The organism is Luteolibacter flavescens (genome assembly GCF_025950085.1).
Classification (GTDB): Bacteria; Verrucomicrobiota; Verrucomicrobiia; order Verrucomicrobiales; family Akkermansiaceae; genus Haloferula; species Haloferula flavescens.
The window spans coordinates 349,063-367,753 of the sequence record NZ_JAPDDS010000004.1 but is presented as its reverse complement, the minus strand read 5'-3'; the positions used below and the strand labels follow the sequence as shown (position 1 = coordinate 367,753).

Genomic DNA, 18,691 nt, shown 5'->3' with positions numbered 1-18,691 from the left:
GGGCTCAGGCCTTGGCGGAGGTGCGGCGGCGGCGGAATGCGGCGGCGATGCCTGCGAGGCCGGCCAGTGCCATGGCGGACGGCTCCGGGATGGCATAGAGGCTGCCGTCATTGCCGATGCCGATGGTGCCGACCCATGCGCCTGTGCCCACGGTGCCGGCAGGATTCGCGCCGGTGTTCGTGGAGATGATACGCTGGATATCGAGGTAGTTCACCGAGCCCGACTGGCCGAAGGTGTCCTGGATGCCGGCGAGCGTGCTGTAGCTGCTGCCGCCGACGGTATTCCAGGTGGTCCAGCCGTTTGCCCACTCGGTGGGATTGGCACCCTGGGTGATGGATACGGTGCCATTGGCCGTGGCCGTCAGCGTGCGGACCATGGCTTCCTGGCCTGCGAAGTAGTTGCCTGCCACGCCGAGCGAGTTGCCGGTCTGGCCGGTCTGGAGAGCACCGCTGCCGATGTCGATCGTCGGGGCGGAGACGTAGAAGGTGCGGGAAGGGTCGCCATCCACCGCGGCGGCGGAGCCGAGGCCGCTGTTAGGAGCGAAGTTCAGGTTGCCCACCACGCCAAAGTGAAGGTCGGTGCGCGAGTACCAGTTGGCACCGTAGGCGGCGGCGAGGTCGGCGCCGATGTTGCCGAGCAGGCCTTGGTTCGGATTGTCACGGAAGGCCGTGGCCGAGCCGAGGTCGAAGAAAACGTTGGTGGTGGAACCTTGGCCGCCGGAAGCCTGGAAGCCGAGCAGGAGATTGCCATTCGGGAAGGTCCAGGCCGCCATGGCGGAAGGAGCCGTCAGGGCGAGCAGCGAGCCGAGGAGCAGGCCACACTTGGTGAGGGAGTTTGGTTTCATGTGGATTTGAGCGGTGGGAGAAGACGCCGCGGGATCGTTGCGTCTGGCGCTCGGAGACTTGTGCTCGCTTCAGGACGGGTCAAAGGGGGCTTCGTGACGATGACGCCACAGGTTTGCCGGTTCACGGGGCTCGCACAGGACGGCTGTGTGACGCCTCCGTCACGAACGGTTCGTTGAATGCCCCTGCATCAAGACTAGGACCGGCGGTGGCGAAGCGGGCCTCCCACGGGAGAGGTGTCCCCCCGGATACGGACCTGCACTGCCAATGAGACCTCCATCCCGGACCCATGAACGCTCATCACAAGCTCCGCAGCATCCTCGCCGTCGCCTCGCTCCTCGTCGCCCCGTCCGTGGCCACCGCCGCGTGGACCTTCGAGAATGGCAATCTCCTGCTCGGCGTGCAAGCCACGGGCGGCACGGGCGCATCGACGAACGTCTTCTTCAACCTCGGCTCGGCCACCGCATTCCGCGACGGGCAGATCACCGGCGTGCGCGGCAACATCAGCGCGGACCTCGTAGCCGCCTACGGTGCCAACTGGTACTCGCGCACCGACCTCCACTTCGGCGTGATCGGAAACCTGAGTTCCTCTCCTAACAGTGGCCTCGGCGCCGCCGCTCCGGTGGCTGGTGATCCTTCCCGCACGGTCTATGTGTCCGCCGCCGCCGCGACTCCGGGCAGCGCCGCAATCTGGACCGGATATACCTCGAACTCGCTCGGCGTGGCCGGAAGCAGGCTGACCGGACAGGAAGAAATGGTCCGCACGCTGAACCCCACCGCCAGCGGTGCCGCAGTGCTGAGCCAGACCGACTCCGTGAGCTGGGAGAACAGCTGGACGAAGTGGAACCCGTCTGCCGGGCCTGCCTACGACATTTTCACCGGCATGATCCAGGCCTCCTTTGGCCAGTCCGGCGGCACCACCTATGTGGATGTCCAGCGCATCCTCCCGACGAATACGGGTGCGAATCCCACCGGCTCCGTGGGCACCGGCGCATATGAGGGCTCCGTGGGCATCACCAGCGGCGGCGACATCGTCATCACCGCGGGCAGCACGCAGCCGCAGGGTGGCTACGATACCTGGATCGCCACCTTCCCCGCGCTCGACACCCCGGCCAAGCGCCTCCCGACCGCCGATCCCGATGGCGATGGCCTCGAGAACCTGCTGGAATTCCTCCTCAACGGAAATCCCGGCACCCCGGACACTTCCATCCTCCCGACCCTGAATGCCACGGGTGCGAACTTCGTCTTCACCTTCAACCGCCGCGACGATGCGAAGGCAGGCTCCACGCTCATCTTCCAATACGGAAGCAACCTCACAAGCTGGACCGACGTGCCCGTGGGCGAAACCGGCGGCACCGTCGGCAGCGCGAGCATCGGCGTGGTGGACAATGGCACGAACCCCGACCAGATCACCATCACCGTGCCGAAGTCCGTCGCCACCGGCGGCAAGCTCTTCGGCCGCATCCGCTACACGCAGCCCTGACCAGGCGGGAGGCATCGCAGCCTCACCATCGCATCTTCTAACAAGTCAACCCTCCCTTGCCACACCCGGCGGGGAGGGTTCCTTCGTTTCAGCACTCGCCGTGGAGTGCGATCGCGTGAAAGGCAGATCTTCGCTTTCCTCACGCCGGAAATGGGGCATGGGTGTGGATTGAATGACCAAGCTCCTCATCCTCCCGGGCAGTGCCCGCCGTGACTCCTACAATCGCAAGCTCGCCGCAGTGGCCGCGAGGGTCGCCACCGATGCCGGGGCGGAGGTGGATCTCATCGATCCCGCGGAGTATGACCTGCCTCTTTTCAACCAGGAGATCGAGGATGCCACCGGCCTGCCCGAGGCGGCGAAGCGGCTGAAGGAGCGATTCACCGCGGCGGATGCGATCCTCTTCGTCTCGCCGGAATACAACTCGTCCATCGCGCCCCTGATGAAGAACTACATCGACTGGGTGAGCCGCACCGAAACGGACGACGAGCCCGCGCTCTCCGCGTATCGCGGCAAAGTGGCGGGCCTGCTTTCCGCCTCGCCGGGCAAGCTGGGCGGCCTGCGCGGACTGGTGCATCTGCGCGCCATCCTCGGGAACATCGGCGTGCTCGTCGTGCCGAAGCAATTCTCGCTCAGCGGGGCTGACGGAAAATTCGACGACACCGGAAAGCTCACCGAAGAGTCGGCGGAGAAGTCCGTGCGCGGCGTGATCCAGGAGGTGCTCTCCGTGGCCGGGAAGCTAGGCTAACAAGGCGGCATCCCCATCGCGGGATTGGCCACCTCTCACCTCACTTCCCGAGGCGAGGGGGATTCGTCTCGCGCAGCAATTCAGCATAGCGCTTTTCGGCCTCCTGCTTCTGCGCATCGTCCAATCCGGCGGCGACATTCGCCAGCGTGATGCTGCCCATGGCCTCGCCTTTCAGCGCGGCAAGCTTCAGCCACGCGTAGGCGGCGATGCGGTCCTGCTCCTCTGGATTCCCACCACTGAGCAGGCGGCCCAGATTTGCCTGGGCCCTGGCATCGCCTTGACGGGCCGCGGCTTCATACCACTTCAGCGCGGCCTTGCGATCGGTAGCCACGCCTTGGCCAAATTCATGCATGGAGCCGAGGATCGTGCGGGCCCGGGCATCGCCTCCCTCCGCCGCCACGGTGAGCGGCGGCAGCGCCTTCGCGTAATCCTGCGGCACGCCATCGTCGCCGAAGTAATGGATCTCGCCGAGCTTCAAGCTTCCCGAGACGGATCCTGCAGCGGCAGCTTTCTCGAACCAGCCGAGCGCCGCCGCGGCATCCTTCTTCGTGCCGAGCCCCGACTGGAGCATCGCGCCCGCATTGACGCACGCATCCGCATTTCCCGTCCCGGCAGCGGACAGGACGAGTTTGAAAGCCGCCGCAGCATCTTTCTCACCGCCGATGCCCTGCGCCATCATGAAGGAGAGCAGCGTCTTCGCATTCACGTCGCCGAGATCCGACGACTGGCCGAGGATCTCGCGTGCTTTCACGGGATCCTTCGCCACACCCTTCCCGTGGAAGAGATCGCGCCCCTGGCGATAAAGCGCGGCCGCATCCTCACCGGCGGCTTGCACCGGAGCGACCGGAATCAAGGCGGCGAAGAGAAGCGCGAGGAGCGGTGATTTCATGACTATCCCTTGATGGAAATCAGGAGACGAGCATCAGGCGCCTTCTTCCTCTTCGCCTTCTTCGTCGTCCTCCTCGTCTTCTTCCTCATCCCCGCTGCCTCCGCCGTAGCCGAGGACTTCCACGGTGATGACGGAGGGAGACTCCACTTCCTCCACCGGCGTCTCTTCAGTGCGGTCGGCGGGCTTCGCCTCGGCACCTTGGGAGGCGGCGGCGGCGTTGTTGGAAGCGTTGGTCGTGGCGGAGATGCTCGGTGCGGACGGGGCAGCCGGGGCACCGGCGGTATTGCCACCGGCGGAGATGTTGCCGGCATTCACCACCGTCACGGCTGCGAGGTTGATATTGCCACTCACGCGGATGCCCGCGTCACCGGCGTCGATGATGCCGGCGGGAGCGATGAGGTCCACGTCGCCGGGCTCCACGCCTGCCACCGTGGCGAGCACGCCGATGCCACCACCGGTCGCGAGACCGGCGAGGTCCGTCTGCACGGAGGCGCTCTGCGGATCCACGATCACGCGCGTCGGCGGGGCCGCCTGAACGGTGCGCGAGGAGGAGCCCGCGGCGATGTCGCCCGTGGTGGACCAGATCACCGCATTGCCACCGCGCAGGGTGAAGATACGGCCGATGCCGATGTCCACGCTCTCGTGGGTGAAGATGGAGATATCCCCGCCGGACTCCGTGACCACGCCCGGAGGCGCGAGCGGATTGCCGATGGTCGTATTCGACAGCGAGAGCCCGCCGCCCGGAGCGAAGATGCTGATGCTGCCGCCGCTGCGGGTGCGGATGTCGCGGGCACGGGCGAGGATGTCGCCATCCCACGCACCGGCTTCCTCGCCGAAGAGCGCCTTGATCGCCGCCATGCCGGAGTCGTAGTTGCGATACCCCTCGCTCTCCGGATTGTTGAAGTCACGGCCGGTATCGCGCATCACGAGGTAGAAGACCTCCAGCGCGATGCGTGCCTGCTCTTCCGGCGGCTGCTCGTCGAAGTTCACGCCCGGCGCGACTTCCTTCAGGTAGTCCGCGCCCTTCGGGCCCTTCACGTAGGTCGTGATGAAATTCGCGAAATTCAGGTCGCTCTCGGCCAAGCCCACAGCGGCACCAATGCCAGCGCCGAGGACGAGGTCCGCACCGTCATTCGTCAGGTAGGGATTCCGCAGGTTGCCGATGCTGGTGACGCCCGCGCCAGTGCCGTCGGCATTGCCGGGCCCGATGCCAAGGTCGAGATTCCGCCCTGCCAGCACCTCCAGCGTGCCGGGACCGGCGATCTGGATGTCCCCGGCGAGCGGCGTGGTATTGCTCACCATCGTATTGCTGCCCGTGGTGGCCTCCACGCGGAAGGGCGAGCTCGCATTGTAGGCGATGATGTCGCGGCCTGCGGAGACGAGGCTCACGTCCGACCCGCGCAGATTCTGGATATAGAAGGAGACGTCGGTGATGTCATTCGCCGCGACGACGCGCGTCGCCTTCGGGCTGAAAAGCGTGAGGCCGGAAATATCCCCGCCGCCCGCGTAAATGCGGACGGGCTCGGCATCCCCCGCGTGCAACAGGCCGGCGGTGTGCAGCGCCTGCTTCGTCTGCGTGACGCCGTAGATGCCGGTGTAGGAACCGGACTCATTGAAGAGCGCATTGATCGCATCCAGCGAGGTGGCGTTCGTCGCGTTGCTGGGTGTCGGGCGACCGAGCGGACGGATCGCCGAGGCGATGGCCGAGGGATCGGCATCCGAGACATTGATCCTCGCGGTACTCCACACCCGCTGCTCAAAGCCCGCCTGAGACGAGCGGCCCAGCGCCTGCAGCGCATTCACCGCACCGCTTGCCACGATCTCAAGCTGGCCGCGGGATGCGGGCGAGAGCGTGATGCTGCCACCGAGATTCACATCGCCGGAAAGCGCGGTCAGCGAGAGCGTCGGCGCGGCGAGCGAGAAGACCGAGTCATACGGCACCGCGCTGGTTTCCACGACGCGCAACCATGGCTGGAAATTCGCCGCGCTGCCCGAGCCGCCGAGCATCTGCTGGGTCTCCGTCCACGCGCGGAGGAAGGACGTATCGCCATCCCGCGTGAGCGCCACGGAGGAGCGCCAGTCCACGTCACCGCCGAGCGAGAGCGCCGTCACGCTGCTGTCCGCGGCGTAGGTGCTGAAGTGTGTCTTGTACCAGAAGCGGTTGTTCATCCCCTGCGGCAGCAGGAAGGGATTTGCCACCGGGCCGAGGAGCACATCGCCGCGGGCGGTGATGTCGAAGCTTCCCTTGCCCAGGAAGAGCGTGGTGGGCATCCAGGCGAGATCGGAAAGCCGCGCCGCCGCCGGGTTGTTCAGATTCCCCAGCAGGCCGAGCGAGAGCGAGCGCGTGGCATTCGTCGTGATGCTGCCACCGGCATCCAGGATGCCGCGGCCGCGCTCGACGTAGTAAACGCCGCCGCTGATGTCGCCACCGGCGGTCACGGTGAGATCGCCGCCGCCCAGCTCCACGAGCTTCGTGGCATCAGGCGTACCGCGCGGCGTGCGGGCATTCGTCGGGATCACGGCATCCACGTTGGTGATGTCGTTGCCCGCGGTCATGGTGACATTGCCACCACCGAGCGCGCCGACACTCTGGAAGAAATTGCTGAAGTCCACCCACCAGGTGGTGGAGGCAGCGGCGTCGGTCGCACCGCCGAGTCCGGTTGAGACGCGGACGGATCCATACGTGCCGTCCGCACCCACGAGGCCGCGGCGGTAGAGCCAGTTGTTCGGGAGCTGGCGTGACGAGTCGTCGATGAGGCCGGAGTTGTTGTTCGTCTTCCGCTCGATGTTCCCGCCCGCGGTGATGGTGACATTGCCACCCGCCATGCTGTAGGAGGCGGCGTAGGTCTGCTGGGTCGCGCCCAGGCTGCCGTTGCTGTTGTTCCCCGTGAGGATAGGCGTGACGAAGTCGCTCTCGGCGAAGATCGAGTTCGCATTCGCGAGACGTGTGCCCGCCGTGTAGATCGACGCGAAGGGATTCAGCAGGCGGACCGCATCACCGGTGGTGATGTCGATGTTCCCGGAGCCGGTCCGGATGACCTGGAAGGCATTTCCGATGATGGACGCGGTGGTCGCGTTGCTGCCACCGGTGGCAGAGGCGGACCCGATGGCCTTGCCAAGGTCGAGCGAGCCCGTGCCGTCAATGGCCTCGCGGAAGCTCGCTGCCGAGAAATCCGCACCCGCGGTGAGGCGGTAGGACCAGGTCTGCGAATTCGCCGGCAGCGCGGCATTGTAGGCATTCAGCGGCGAGAGCCAGAGGCTGGTGCCCCCGGAGAAGCCGTCGCTGAGCGCATTGTGGAATTTCAGGTCGCCCGCCGCGCGCAGCGTGAGCACGCCGGCCGCACCGCGCGGCCCGAAGCGGAAGGTGGAGAGATTCCAGTCCTCGCTCGCGGTGGAACCCGTGCTGCCGAGCGTGAGATTGCCGGTGCGGTTGATGATCTCGGCACCCGGAGCGAGGATCAGGTCGAGCGCCGCATTCCCGCCGGTCAGGCGGTTCATCATGGCGGTGTAGTTCGCGCCGGTATTGCCGGTGCTGCCGAGGAAGGCATTCCCGTCGGCGAGGATCTGGCCCTGCACGCCGGAGGTGATGGTGCCATTCGGCGTGCCGGTGAGATCGTATACCTTGTAACCCTCCACGAGGATGCTGGAGGCCCCGTTGATCGTGCTGCCGATGGCCGCGACCTGGAGGTCCGTGTTCGCGGCATTGCGCGGCGCACGCAGGTGGAGCGTTCCGGCATATTTCCCCTGCTTCGCGCTGTCCGCGGTCTGCGCGGCCACGCCAAGGTCGAGCACGGCACCCGTCCGGAGGTCGAGCAGTGCCGTGGTGTCGATCACGCCATTCCGATGCGCACCGGCTTCCAGGACGATGGAGCCGCCCTTGCCAGCGGAGTCAAATTCGCGCGCGGCGACGCTGAGCGAAGCTCCATCCTCGAGGATGAGGCTGCGGTGCGCCTTCAGGTCGATGGTACCGCCGGTCTTGCCCGAGGCGTCGATCTCTCCAGCCGCGGTGACGGTGATCGATCCGTTGTCCGTCGCGACGCGATAGGTGCCGGAGGTGGCGAGGCCGTCGATGAGCACGTCGCCGTTGCGGAAGCGGTAGTCGCGGGAGCGGGTGAAGCCGCCCTTGTTCAAGGTCGCGTCGAGAGTAGCGAGGCTCTCTCCCGGGAGTGAGCCGGCATCCAGCGTGAAGCGGCCCTTCAGCCCGGTGCTGCCTGCGGAGGCATCGATGGTGCCATCGAGCACGAGGCTGCCATCGGCGGCGCTCACATTCAGCGTGCCTGCATTTCCACCGCCGGAAACCGCGGCCACGGAGATGACGGCGGGCTGGCCGACGATGACCGAGCCGCCCTTCGACTCGAGGTTCACGGTGCCGCCGCCGGTGTAGCGCGTGACATCCACGAAACGCGTCACGGTGCCGCCCACGTCGATTCGGGCATTGCCGACGTTCACATTGCCCGCCGTGGAGCGCAGCGTGAGCTCGCCGCTGGAGAGGGTGATATTGCTGGCCACGTCGAGCGTGCCGCCTTCCAGCGTCAGCTTCGCGCCGAGCCCGCCATTCGCACCTGCGGAGGAGCCGGGCGGGCGAGTGACGCTGAGGTGACCGGCAGAGCCGATGAGATGGTTCGCCGCCTTCAGGCCGGTGACGAGCGGGGTGCGGACCTGGAGATCGCCCGCGGTGCGGAAGGACCCCTCGCCGGAAACGACGAGCCGTTCATCCGCTGCGAGGCTCACATTCGCGAAGCTGTCCACGCGCAGGTCATTCGCACCGAGCGTGATCTGCCTCGCGTCGAAGGCGAGCGTGCCGCCAAGCGGCCCCGCCGGTGCCGCACCTGCCGCGCGGTCGCCCGCATTCCCGAGGATGAGGTGGGACGCGGTGAAGGTGGCGGTGCCGCCATTCTGATTGAAGCCGCGGATCGACGACGCCTGCAGCGAGAGCTGCTCAAAGGCGCGCGAGCCGACCGTGCCGGTGCCATAGACATCGAGCGATGAGTAGCTCGTCATCGACAAGCTCTTCGCCGTGGACTGGAGCGCCGCGAGCGCCTGGCCGGAAAGCACCAGGCCGTAGTTCGCGGGGTCGAGCGTGCCTGCTCCGTCGAGCAGCAGGCTGATGCGGCCGCTGTTCAGCGAGACCGAGGTGCCATTCAGGCGCGCGGTGCCGTCGAAGGAGGTGGCGTAGGTGGAGTCGAGCGTGATGCTGCCGCCGGTGAGGATGGAGCCCGCGCCCACCTGCAGGCGGGCATTCGTGGCGGAGGTGACACCGCGGCGCGTGAGACCGGTGGTGGTGTCACCGCTCACGCGGACCAGCGTGCCATCCCCGCTGCCTGCCACGGCGGCATTGCCGAGGATGAGATCGTCGGTATTCACCGAGCCGGTGCTGGTGACGAGCGAGCCGTCCTTCAGCGTCAGGTCGTTCTTCGCGACGAGGATGATATCGCTGCCGGTGAGTGCAGACCCGGCATTGTCCACGGTCAGATTCCCCGTGCCGACGCTGACGGTGGCGCCGTCCGTGCCAAAGGTGCGGATGCCGCCGATGAGGATGCTCTCCGCGCCGAAGCTATTCAGCAACGTGGAGCTGAGCGTGAGGCTGCCCTCGGGGCCGCCGGTGCCGGTGGCATTGATGAAGATGTCCACAGGGCTATTGATATCGACCACGCCGCCACGTCCGCCCTGCGGCGCGGTGGAGGTGACGGTGCCTCCCAATCTCATGCCGGTGGTGGCGGTGAAGGAAAGGTAGCCCGCATCCACGGGCAGGCGCGGCACGGCGAACTCGCGGGCGATCGCGGCCTCGCGCAGTGTCGTATTCGCGTAGAGATCCTGATACTCCGAGCGCGCGCGGACGACCTTCGCGGAGGCCACCTCGAAATTCGAGATGACGGTCGCGCCGGTGCGGGACGGGTCGAGGTTGTTCGCCCGGTAACCGGAGACGATGGCCGAGCCGTCGGGGCGCTTCACCGTGCCCGCGGGCGTGCCGCTGCCGGGAGTGACGAGGAAGGCACCGGGAAGAAGCGCGTAGCGTGCAGGCAGCAGCGTGTAGGTGCCTGCGGGCAGGCCGGAGGATGCACCGAGCGTGATCTGGTCACCCACGCGCAGGCCGGCATTCACATAGCCGGGATCGCCGCCCACCGTGGAGGTGCTGCTATTGGCGGCATACGGCGCGTAGTCGAAGCCGTAGCCGGGGATCACGGCGAAGGCACCGGAATTGTCGAGCACGTCCTTGCGGCCACCGTTGCCGGAGATCCAGCGGTAGGCGTAGAGATTGCCGCCGCCCCTCATGTCGATGACGGAGCCCGCCTCGCTGGTGACGTCGAGGCCCGCGAGATTGATCTCCTTCGACGGCACGCCACCGACGGTGATGTTGTTCCCCGCGAGATCGATCCACGAGTTGCCGTCGAGGCTGAGGCCATACGGGAGGATCACGCCCTTGCCCGTGACCGGGTCGATGGCGGAGACGGAGGTGACGCTGCCGGAGGAAAGCGTGACGTGCGTGGTGACCGGGGCCGCCACGGTGGTGCCCGCGATGGGATTCACCGGCGCGGTGCCCGTGCCATCCCAGCCGAGATTGATGGTGCCGATGGGCGCGCGCAGGGTGCCGCCCTGCACGATGGTGGACGCGTGGATGGAGAGCGTGCCGCCGGCCGAGTATGGCAGAGCGCGCTGCTCGCCCTTGCGGATGGTCACGGAGCCCTTCCCGCCCGCGTGATCGTAGGCGAAGATATTGAAGGCGGAGCCGGTGGTCGGGTAGATCTGCCCGGCCTCGAAGGTGAGGTCGCCCGCGGCGCTGAGCGTGCCATTCCCGCGGATGTCGCCCTTCGTGGCGATGAAGTCGGCGTGGCCGATGCTCTGGAGGGAAAGATCTCCCACATCGATGAGCTGTGCCTTCACCGTGAGATCGCCCGTGCCATGGACCGGGGCGAAGGCGTAGGGGGTGGTGGTGCCGCTGGTATCCGTGCTGGTGAAGCGGGTGATCACCTCGCCTGCCGCGGCGGGCGGGCGGAAGGCCTGGCCGAGCGCGACGTGCGAGGCATCCAGTACTACATTCCCCGTAGCAGTGATGACGCCACCGCTGGCCACGCGCAGGCGGCCCGGCGTCTGGATGGTCACGTCGCCCTCGAAGCGGACATTGCCATTCAGCGTGAGCGAGTCGAAGCCACCCGCGGCGAAGCGGTCAACCGCGAAATTGCCGATGCCCGCGATCACATTGCCATCGGCATCGCGCAGTGTCTCGCCGATGCCGGGGTTTCCCGCAGGAAGATTCGGGCCGGTCTGCGTGACGATGAGATTCGTGTCCGCGCTGGTATATGCCTGTCCGGGCGTGATGAAGCGGCCGGAGGAAACGGTGAGCGAGCCGCCGGTGGCCGACTTGCCGCCTGCATTCGCGACGAGCGTAGCATCCGAGTAGAGCATCTGTGCCCCGGAGAGAGTGATGCTGCCGCCATTCGTCTCGCGAGTCACCGGGACGTAGTCGCGACCGCGGGCTGCGCGCTGCTCGGCGCGGGAGAGGGAAAGGTAGCCGGGCGGGAGATCCAGCACGCCGCTGGTGCCGGAGACATCGAGCACGGCACCGGTTTCCGCGATGATATTGCCGGTGACGGTGATGCTGCCGCCACCGAGCACCTTGCCCTGGCGGAGGCCGAGGGGATTTGAGGTGAGGACGGTGGTGCCAGCGGTGGAGAGACGCGCGGTGGAGCCGATGAGCGTGGTGGCCGCGGCGCTGGTCGGCACGCTGTTCGACGGCAGGCTGTTCGCGCCATTGATGGTGATGCTGCCCGCCGGTGCCTCGACGGTGCCGTGGATGGCGACGGTCTGGCCATTGAAGACCACGGTGCCCTGCGCATCCGTGCGGATCACCGCGCCCTCGCCCATCACCACGCCGCCGCGGGAGATGAGACCCACGGGAGCGGCGGAGACGCCCTTCGCGCCGAAGGTGAGGCTCACCGGAGTGCGCACGCCCTCCTCCTGGAGCACGGTGGAAAGCGAGAAGACCGGCGAGTCCGGGCTGCTGGCGATGAGGCCCTGTACCACCGGCGCGATCACGGTGCCCTCCGCGATGGAGAGCCCGGGGATGGATCCGCCCGCGCCATCCGGCATGCTGAGGCCGGTGAGCGAGAAGCTGCCGAAGCCGCCCTGATTGAAGAAGTCCGGCTGGAGGACGATCACGCCCGGAGTCGTGGAAGTCCCGCCGACCTGGAATGCCGAGGCATTCAGCGTGAGCGAGCCCGCCTTCGCGCCGGAGTAGCCCTTCAGCGTGGCACCGAGCTGGAGACGACCGCCCTGCAGCGTGCCTACCGGGGAATCATCGCTGCCGTCGGCCACGGTGATGGAGCCGCCGTCGCCATAGGTGACGCGCCCGCGCTCGGACATGATCGCGCCGCCGGACACATCGATGAGGCCGCCCGTCGAGAGCGTGGTGGAATACGCGTCGATGCTGACCGAGCCGCCGTCCACCGCGCGCGTGCCCTGTGGAGAGCCGGCAGTGGTGGGGCGATCGTCCACGATCATGCCCGCGGTGCTGATCACCGCCTTCTCACCCAGCGTGAAGACCCCGCGGTCCGCCAGCGGTGCGGGCAGCACATTGCCGCCCGCGATCTGGTTCAGCATGTCGAGGGTGAAGTTCGACGACTTGAAGGTGATGCTGCCGCCGGGCGCGATGATGCTGCCATCCACGGTGACATTCGTGCCCGTGAGCGAGATCGATCCGAGCGCCGGGGCGACAAGCGAGACATTCTCCGGGACGACGATGTCGCCATCGGGATTGTAAACCGTCAGCGAGCCGAAGCCATCGCCAGCGAGGAGCTCCGGCGAGAGATAGACATTCTCCTGGCGCTCGGCGGAGAGCGGCGCGGCATTCCCCGCAGCATCCACCTGGAAGGCCGCGACGGCGGTCTGGGTGACGCCGCTCTGGAAGGTGACGGTAGGCGGTGTCGGTGCGTGAAGCGGCAGGCTCGCGTAGCTCTTGTCCTGCGAGGTGAAGGAGAGGCTCAGCTTCGCCGCCTGCGCGGGCGTGTCGCGCTGGTAGGCGCCATTTACCGTCTCGCCGGTGAATTTCCCATCGAGAGCCATGGAAGGCGCAGCGATGGAAATGGAGCCACCGGCACCGCCCTGGACGGAGTCTGCCTCGTAGCGCTCGCCACTCGGGCCGAGCGGGTTCTTGTAGAGATTGCTGACGCTCCACTTGCGGTTTACCTCGGCGGTGAGGCCGTCGTAGATGCCCAGGTAGGTCTCGTCCGGACGTGCATCGGCGATATCGACGAGGCTGCCATCCGCCGTGACGAGGCGCGTCGTCTTCACCACGCCGCCCTTGAAGATGGTCGAACCGCCGGACACATCGATGCCAGAGCCGGACTGCATCACGAAGGAGCCACCCGCACCGATGTCCACTGAACCACCCGCGACCGTGAGCTGGCCCACGCCGCGCTGGATGAGATTCGCGAAGCCGGAGATGTCCGCGAGCGGGGTGCCCACCCACATTTCCGACTGGAAGACGCCGGCATCGCGGATGTCCACATTCACCGTGGCATTCCGCAGCGGGCCCTCGCGCTGCAGCGGCGAATTCGCGAGCTCCGCACCGCGGAGCTGGATGGAGAGGATATTCTGCGCGACACCCACCTCCACGCCATCGGTGCCGGAGACATCGATCTGCGCGTTCTTGTCGAGATAGACCTGACCGGTGGACTGGACGAAGGACGGCTGCGGATTCGTGCCGAAGCGGACCCACTCACCCGCCTGGATGCTCACCTTCGCATTCGGAGCGTACATCAGCGAGTCCTCGCCGAGATACACGGAGCGACCGGCAATATTCACCTGCGAGCGGAGCGCGAGCTGTGTGCCCACGGTCGTGTCCTTGCTGGTCAGCTCGGGCAGGATGCTGATGAGGCTCCCCTCGCCGAGGCTGACCGTGCCGCTATCCTGATAGATGAAGGGGCGGCCCGTGGTGGTGTTCGTCGGATTGTAGGCCGTGTTCGCGACCGCATTGTAGTGCGCGAGCAGATCAATGCGACCATTCAGCGCGACGGAGGTGGTGGAGGTTAGCGCGCCATTCTGCGCGATGGCCCGGCCCGCCATGACGATGCTGCCACGCATCGCCTCGATGAGGCCGTCATTCGTCGCCGTGCCCGCGTATCCGGACGCCTGGCCGATGAAGACATCCAGGCCACGCAGGCTCGGGTCATTCGTATCATGCGCGGCGAAGCCGACCTGCATGCCCGCGGCGAGGATGGCCTGGCCATCGGGCGTGAGAATGCTGCCGCGGTTCGTGACATTCGGACCGACGAGCGTGATGCGCCCGCCGACCTTCGCGGCATCGGTGGGGCTGTTGAGGATCGCACCGGCTTCCACCACCACGTCGCCATAGCGGCCGAGATCCGGGTGAGGTGCCTCCGGGGTGAAGGCGGGCGTGCCATTCGCTCCCGCGGGGATGGCGAGGCCGGAGAAAAGGAACTGCGAGTCCGGGTTGTTCAGCAGGCCGTTCGCGATCAGGTTCGTATTGATCGGCAGCGACGAAACGGTGAGGCCGCGGACATTCACCTGCGAGGAACCGCCGAAGACGATGCCGTTGCGGTTCATGATATACACCTGCCCGGGTGCCTCGATCTTCCCGAGGATCTGCGTCGGATTGGCGAGCGGATCGTTGATGAAATTGAATGCCGTCCACTGGCCCACGTTGGCACCGCCCGCCGATTGGTCGAAGGTGAGCGTGGTGTTCTTGCCGACGTTGAAGGTCTGCCAATTCAGCAGCGCCTGCTGGGCGGTCTGCTTCACGGTGACCTGCGCGGTGCCGCCGGAGGTAGTGGTCTGGACGGGAAGGTTCGCACCGGTCCAGTGGGGCGAGCCGGGGCCGGTGACGCGCGGGTCGACCTGCAGGCCGCCGGGCGTGAGGCCGTCCGGCACGTCGGGCAGGATCGCGCCGGTGCCGTTCGGATTCGTGTTCGCGTGATTGCCGCCGTTGTTCGCCAGATTGCGCGCGGCGAGCTGCATCGCCTGCACGGACTGGATGGCCATGGCCGTGCGCGCGAGCGAGTCACGCGTGGTGCCGCCGGAGGGCACGATCGGTGGCGGCGTGGTGCCGACCGGATTCGCCGCGCCCTGCGGTGCTCCGCCCCCTGCCCTGCCGCCCCGCAGGATATCCCCCGCCATGGCGGGCGTGGCGAGCAGGCCGATCTCCCCGAGCAAGAGCAGGGCGGTGCCTGCGGCTTGTGACGTGCGGCGGAGCAGGCGAGGATGGCGGACGGGCGACATGACGGACGGGGAAAAGAGAACTCGGAAACGGGTTACTTCGACTTCGGCTCGGCAAGGACCTTGGGCAGCTCAATCTCGTTGATGACCACCGGATGGTCCTGCAACAGTTTCGCCACATAGGCTTGGCTGGCGGCCTGTGCCTGCTGCTCGCGGAGGCGCTCGGCGAGGCGCGGCTTCACTTCGTCGAAGGTGAGCTTCCGCGGTTCCTCGCGGTCGAGCACCTTGACGAAATGCCAGCCGTCCTTGAGCAGAATCGGCGGGGTGACGCCACCCTTCGAGACCTTCGTGACCTCGGCGCGGATGCCTTCCTCGATGAGATTTTCATCCAGCCAGCCGATCTCGCCGCCCTTGCCTGCGGACGCGGCTTCCTCGCTGTGCGCGCGGGCGATCGCGGCGAAGTCGGCACCGGCGGCGGCCAGCTTCTTCTTCACCTCGGCGACTTCGGCGTCCTTCGCGGCCTTGTCCTTTGCAGCTTCTGGAGCGGCGATGAAGACCTGCGCGAGCTTGTGGCGGCGCTGGATCATCAGCGCGTCACCGGCTGCCTCGTAGGCCTTCTTCAAGGTCTCCTCATCGGGGAAATCCGCGGCGGGCTGGGCGACGGAGCGCAGGTAGCTCTCGGCAACGATGGTGGAGCGCTGGCGCTGGATGGCCGCGGCGACCTCGGGGCGATCCGCCCACTTCTTCGCCTCGGCTTCCTGCAGCACCAGGCGCTGCACGAGCAGGGTGCGAACGGCCTCCGTGAGCAGCGATGGTTGCTTCTTGGCAGCCTCGCGCTGGGCGGGTTCCAGGCCGGCGAGCCATCCTTGCAGGTCGTCCACATAGACCTCGGCATCGCCCACCTTGGCGACGACGGTCTTGGCGGATTGCGCGTGCAGCGGGGCAAGCAGGGCGAGGCAGGAGAAAAGGATGCGATGCATGAAAAGATGAAACGGTGATAGTCGGGATGCCGTGACGGGATCAGCGGGCTGCTTTCTTCTCGCCCTCGGCGGGGATGCGGGCGTCCTCGACCTTGTCGCGGTAGTCCTGCACCTGGGATTCCAGGCGGGCCTTCGTGATGCCGGTGAAGGGCTCGCGGGCCTTCAGCGCGTCACCCACGCCGAAGCTGCGGTAGCGTTCCAGGATCTCGGTCGCGAGACGGTAGAGCTCGAGGTTCTGCGACTTGTGGTCGCGCACCTTTGCCTGGAGCACGGACTTCTCGTCGGCCAGCTTCGCACGCTCGCCTTCCTTCGCGTTCGCGACGGCGGCGGCCTTGGCGTAGCCTTCCTTCCACTTCGCGAGCGCCTGGTCGAGTGCAGCGTATTTCGTCTCAAGCTCCTTGTAATCGACGGTGAGCTTCTCGATCGCCTTCTTCGATGCGGCCTGGTCCTCGGCGGACTGCTTTGCCAGGTCGGCGGACTTCTTAGTCAGCTCGGCGATCTTCTCGTCGGCCAGCGCCTTGTCCGCCTTGGCCTGCGCGGCCTCGGTCTGCGCGGTGCGGAGCTGGAGCATGGTGTCGCGCAGCGAGGCACGGAGCTTCGCATTCGCGGCGGCCTGCGGGTCCTCCGCCGCCTCCTGGCCGCGCGCGACGGCGAGCGGCAGCATGCAGGCGAGGAGCAGGATGGAGCGGGAAAGGGAGAGTGACATGTTAGAATTTGGCGTTGATGTCGAACTGGAGGACGTCGCTCTTCAGCGTGGGTCCGGCGATTTCCCCGGCGCTCATCCAGCGGGCGCCGACGCGGACGGAGGGCGAGAGCGCGTAATTCCCGCCGATGGTGAAGCCCTTCATGTTCGTGCCACCGCCGCCGAAGTCGGAGTCGGTGAAGCCGTCGATGACCGCGTCGGATTCCACATGGCGGTAGCCGATGAAGGTATTCCAGTCGCCGCGCTTGTCGAAGGACGGACTGCCCGCGATGAGATTCAGGAACCATGCCATGTCGCCGCCCTCGAAGGCACCGCTGCCACCGCCAGCACCGGCCGGGCCGCGGTTGTTCACGCCGTAGAGCGCGAGGCGGTTTTCATCGAAGGCCACGTTCTTGATGACCTCGCCCACGGCCGAGAGGCGGACGGGCTCGTAGCCGTCGTAGTCCAGGCGGCCGGTGAAGGTCACGTTCTTGAAGGGCGTCGCGAGGCCGAAGTACTGCCACTGGTTCGTGGTGCCGAAGCCATTGCTCGCATCCGGGATGATGACGCGCAGCGGCATGTAGGTATTGCCCTTCTGAGCGAAGGACGGGCGCGTCGCATCGCTGCTGCCCGCGTCGGAGGAAGTGAGCGGCGTGTAGGGCGAGGAGAACTCGCCCTCGGCTCCACTAAAGTCATAGTAGGCGACGCTGAACTTCGCATTCAGGTCGTCCTTGATCTTGAGGTCCACGCCGATCTGGCCGGCGAAGAGATACTTGTCCGTGCTCTCGAATTTCGCGGGCTGGTTCGACGCGAAATGGAAGTCCGTATTGAAGATCGGGAAGGCACCACCGGCACCGAAGACCTTCACGCCGTCCGCCACCTGGTGCGAGCCGCGCAGCGCGATGCCGTCCAGACCGATGTCGTCGTCCCACATCACCTCGGAGGCGAAGAAGGGATTCTCGAAGCGGCCGATGTCGATGTTCACGTCGGCATCGAGCTGCTTGCCGAAGTTGTAGGAGAGGAAGGCGCGGTCGAGCCAGAGCTGGTACTTCGAGAAATTGCCGCCCGAGGTGCCGAAGGACTGGTTCGTCGAGACGGGCGAGTTGCTGTCGCCGGTGGCCACGCGGAAGCCACCGCTGAAGCCGTCCTCGAGATCGAAGCCCGCGCCTGCACGGAAGCGGAAGCGGAAGCGCTGGCGATCCTCGTCCACATTGAGCTGCGGCGAGAACTGCGTGCCCGCGACATCGAAAGGCGAGCCCGTGTTGATCGCGTTGAAATTCGGGAAGGCACCCGTGTTGTCATTGCCATCGCCGAAGAAGGTTCCCTCGTAGCGGGTGCGGAGGTCGCCGAAGATCTCCCACTGTTCCTTCCACTCCGGCTTCGGATTCTTCGCGGACCACTCCTGCTCGCGGGCCTCGGCCGTGAGCTGGGCCTTGATCTCGGCCTGCATCTGCTGGCGCACCGGCTCCGGCACGTAGCTGACGCCCACGTCGCCCTCTTCCAACGGAGGCGCGGCGGCGTCGGCGATAGCAACCCGCATGGACTCGTCGCGGAGGCGCGCGGCCTGGGCATCCGCCTCGGCCATGGCGATGAGGTCATTCGCATCCTCCTGCGTGAGCATGCCGCGCTTCACGAGGCGGCTGATGAGATTGATGGTGACGTTTTGCGAGACGGAGCCTCCGGCCATCATCGCGGCGGGGCCGGTGGCGGCATCGGTCGCCGGGGCGTTTGCATCCGGCTCGGTCAGCGCGGGCAGGTCGGTGCCGGGTTCATCAGGCAGCGCGGCGGGGTCGGCTTCCTGGGCGTGCAGCAGTCCGGCCTGCAGCGAGAGGAGCGCAAGCAACGTGGAGAGACGGACGTGTGAGTCGTGGCGGAGCATTGGGATGAGAGAGAGGTCG

At 66.7% G+C, this 18,691-nt stretch carries 8 protein-coding genes; 2 read left to right on the top strand and 6 right to left on the bottom strand.

The window, feature by feature from the left end; translation table 11 throughout:
- Nucleotides 1-4: 4 nt before the first annotated feature.
- Entirely contained in the window at nucleotides 5-844 is an 840-nt protein-coding gene (locus tag OKA04_RS09480) for a PEP-CTERM sorting domain-containing protein (protein ID WP_264500913.1), read from the bottom strand.
- 287 nt (nucleotides 845-1,131) lie between these two features.
- Between OKA04_RS09480 and OKA04_RS09475 the strand changes: the two genes are divergently transcribed.
- Complete coding sequence (locus tag OKA04_RS09475) at nucleotides 1,132-2,325, top strand: hypothetical protein (RefSeq protein ID WP_264500912.1); 1,194 nt, start codon at nucleotides 1,132-1,134, stop codon at nucleotides 2,323-2,325.
- 172 nt (nucleotides 2,326-2,497) lie between these two features.
- Nucleotides 2,498-3,070: an NADPH-dependent FMN reductase gene (locus tag OKA04_RS09470; RefSeq protein ID WP_264500911.1), complete on the top strand. Its 573-nt coding sequence runs from the start codon at nucleotides 2,498-2,500 to the stop codon at nucleotides 3,068-3,070.
- Nucleotides 3,071-3,110: 40 nt separating this feature from the next.
- Here the strand turns inward: OKA04_RS09470 and OKA04_RS09465 are convergent, their stop codons facing one another.
- The 5 genes from OKA04_RS09465 to OKA04_RS09445 are packed head-to-tail and all read right to left on the bottom strand — an operon-like array spanning nucleotide 3,111 to nucleotide 18,672.
- Nucleotides 3,111-3,959 (bottom strand): tetratricopeptide repeat protein, encoded by an 849-nt coding sequence (locus tag OKA04_RS09465; RefSeq protein ID WP_264500910.1) that lies wholly within the window; start codon nucleotides 3,957-3,959, stop codon nucleotides 3,111-3,113.
- A 33-nt stretch (nucleotides 3,960-3,992) separates the two neighbouring features.
- Entirely contained in the window at nucleotides 3,993-15,194 is an 11,202-nt protein-coding gene (locus OKA04_RS09460) for a filamentous hemagglutinin family protein (RefSeq protein WP_264500909.1), read from the bottom strand.
- Between the two features lie 32 nt (nucleotides 15,195-15,226).
- A complete protein-coding gene (locus OKA04_RS09455) occupies nucleotides 15,227-16,111 on the bottom strand; it encodes a peptidylprolyl isomerase (RefSeq protein ID WP_264500908.1) in 885 nt (294 codons plus the stop codon).
- 40 nt (nucleotides 16,112-16,151) lie between these two features.
- The gene (locus OKA04_RS09450) at nucleotides 16,152-16,817 is read right to left on the bottom strand and encodes a hypothetical protein (protein ID WP_264500907.1); all 666 of its coding nucleotides are present in this window, start codon (nucleotides 16,815-16,817) and stop codon (nucleotides 16,152-16,154) included.
- Nucleotide 16,818: 1 nt separating this feature from the next.
- Nucleotides 16,819-18,672 (bottom strand): putative porin, encoded by a 1,854-nt coding sequence (locus tag OKA04_RS09445; RefSeq protein ID WP_264500906.1) that lies wholly within the window; start codon nucleotides 18,670-18,672, stop codon nucleotides 16,819-16,821.
- Nucleotides 18,673-18,691: the final 19 nt, after the last annotated feature.

Bases quoted from the DNA above. Each gene is read 5' to 3' on its own strand.
- OKA04_RS09480 (WP_264500913.1), bottom strand. From the start codon at position 844: ATGAAACCAAACTCCCTCACCAAGTGTGGCCTGCTCCTCGGCTCGCTG.
- OKA04_RS09475 (WP_264500912.1), top strand. From the start codon at position 1,132: ATGAACGCTCATCACAAGCTCCGCAGCATCCTCGCCGTCGCCTCGCTC.
- OKA04_RS09470 (WP_264500911.1), top strand. From the start codon at position 2,498: ATGACCAAGCTCCTCATCCTCCCGGGCAGTGCCCGCCGTGACTCCTAC.
- OKA04_RS09465 (WP_264500910.1), bottom strand. From the start codon at position 3,959: ATGAAATCACCGCTCCTCGCGCTTCTCTTCGCCGCCTTGATTCCGGTC.
- OKA04_RS09460 (WP_264500909.1), bottom strand. From the start codon at position 15,194: ATGTCGCCCGTCCGCCATCCTCGCCTGCTCCGCCGCACGTCACAAGCC.
- OKA04_RS09455 (WP_264500908.1), bottom strand. From the start codon at position 16,111: ATGCATCGCATCCTTTTCTCCTGCCTCGCCCTGCTTGCCCCGCTGCAC.
- OKA04_RS09450 (WP_264500907.1), bottom strand. From the start codon at position 16,817: ATGTCACTCTCCCTTTCCCGCTCCATCCTGCTCCTCGCCTGCATGCTG.
- OKA04_RS09445 (WP_264500906.1), bottom strand. From the start codon at position 18,672: ATGCTCCGCCACGACTCACACGTCCGTCTCTCCACGTTGCTTGCGCTC.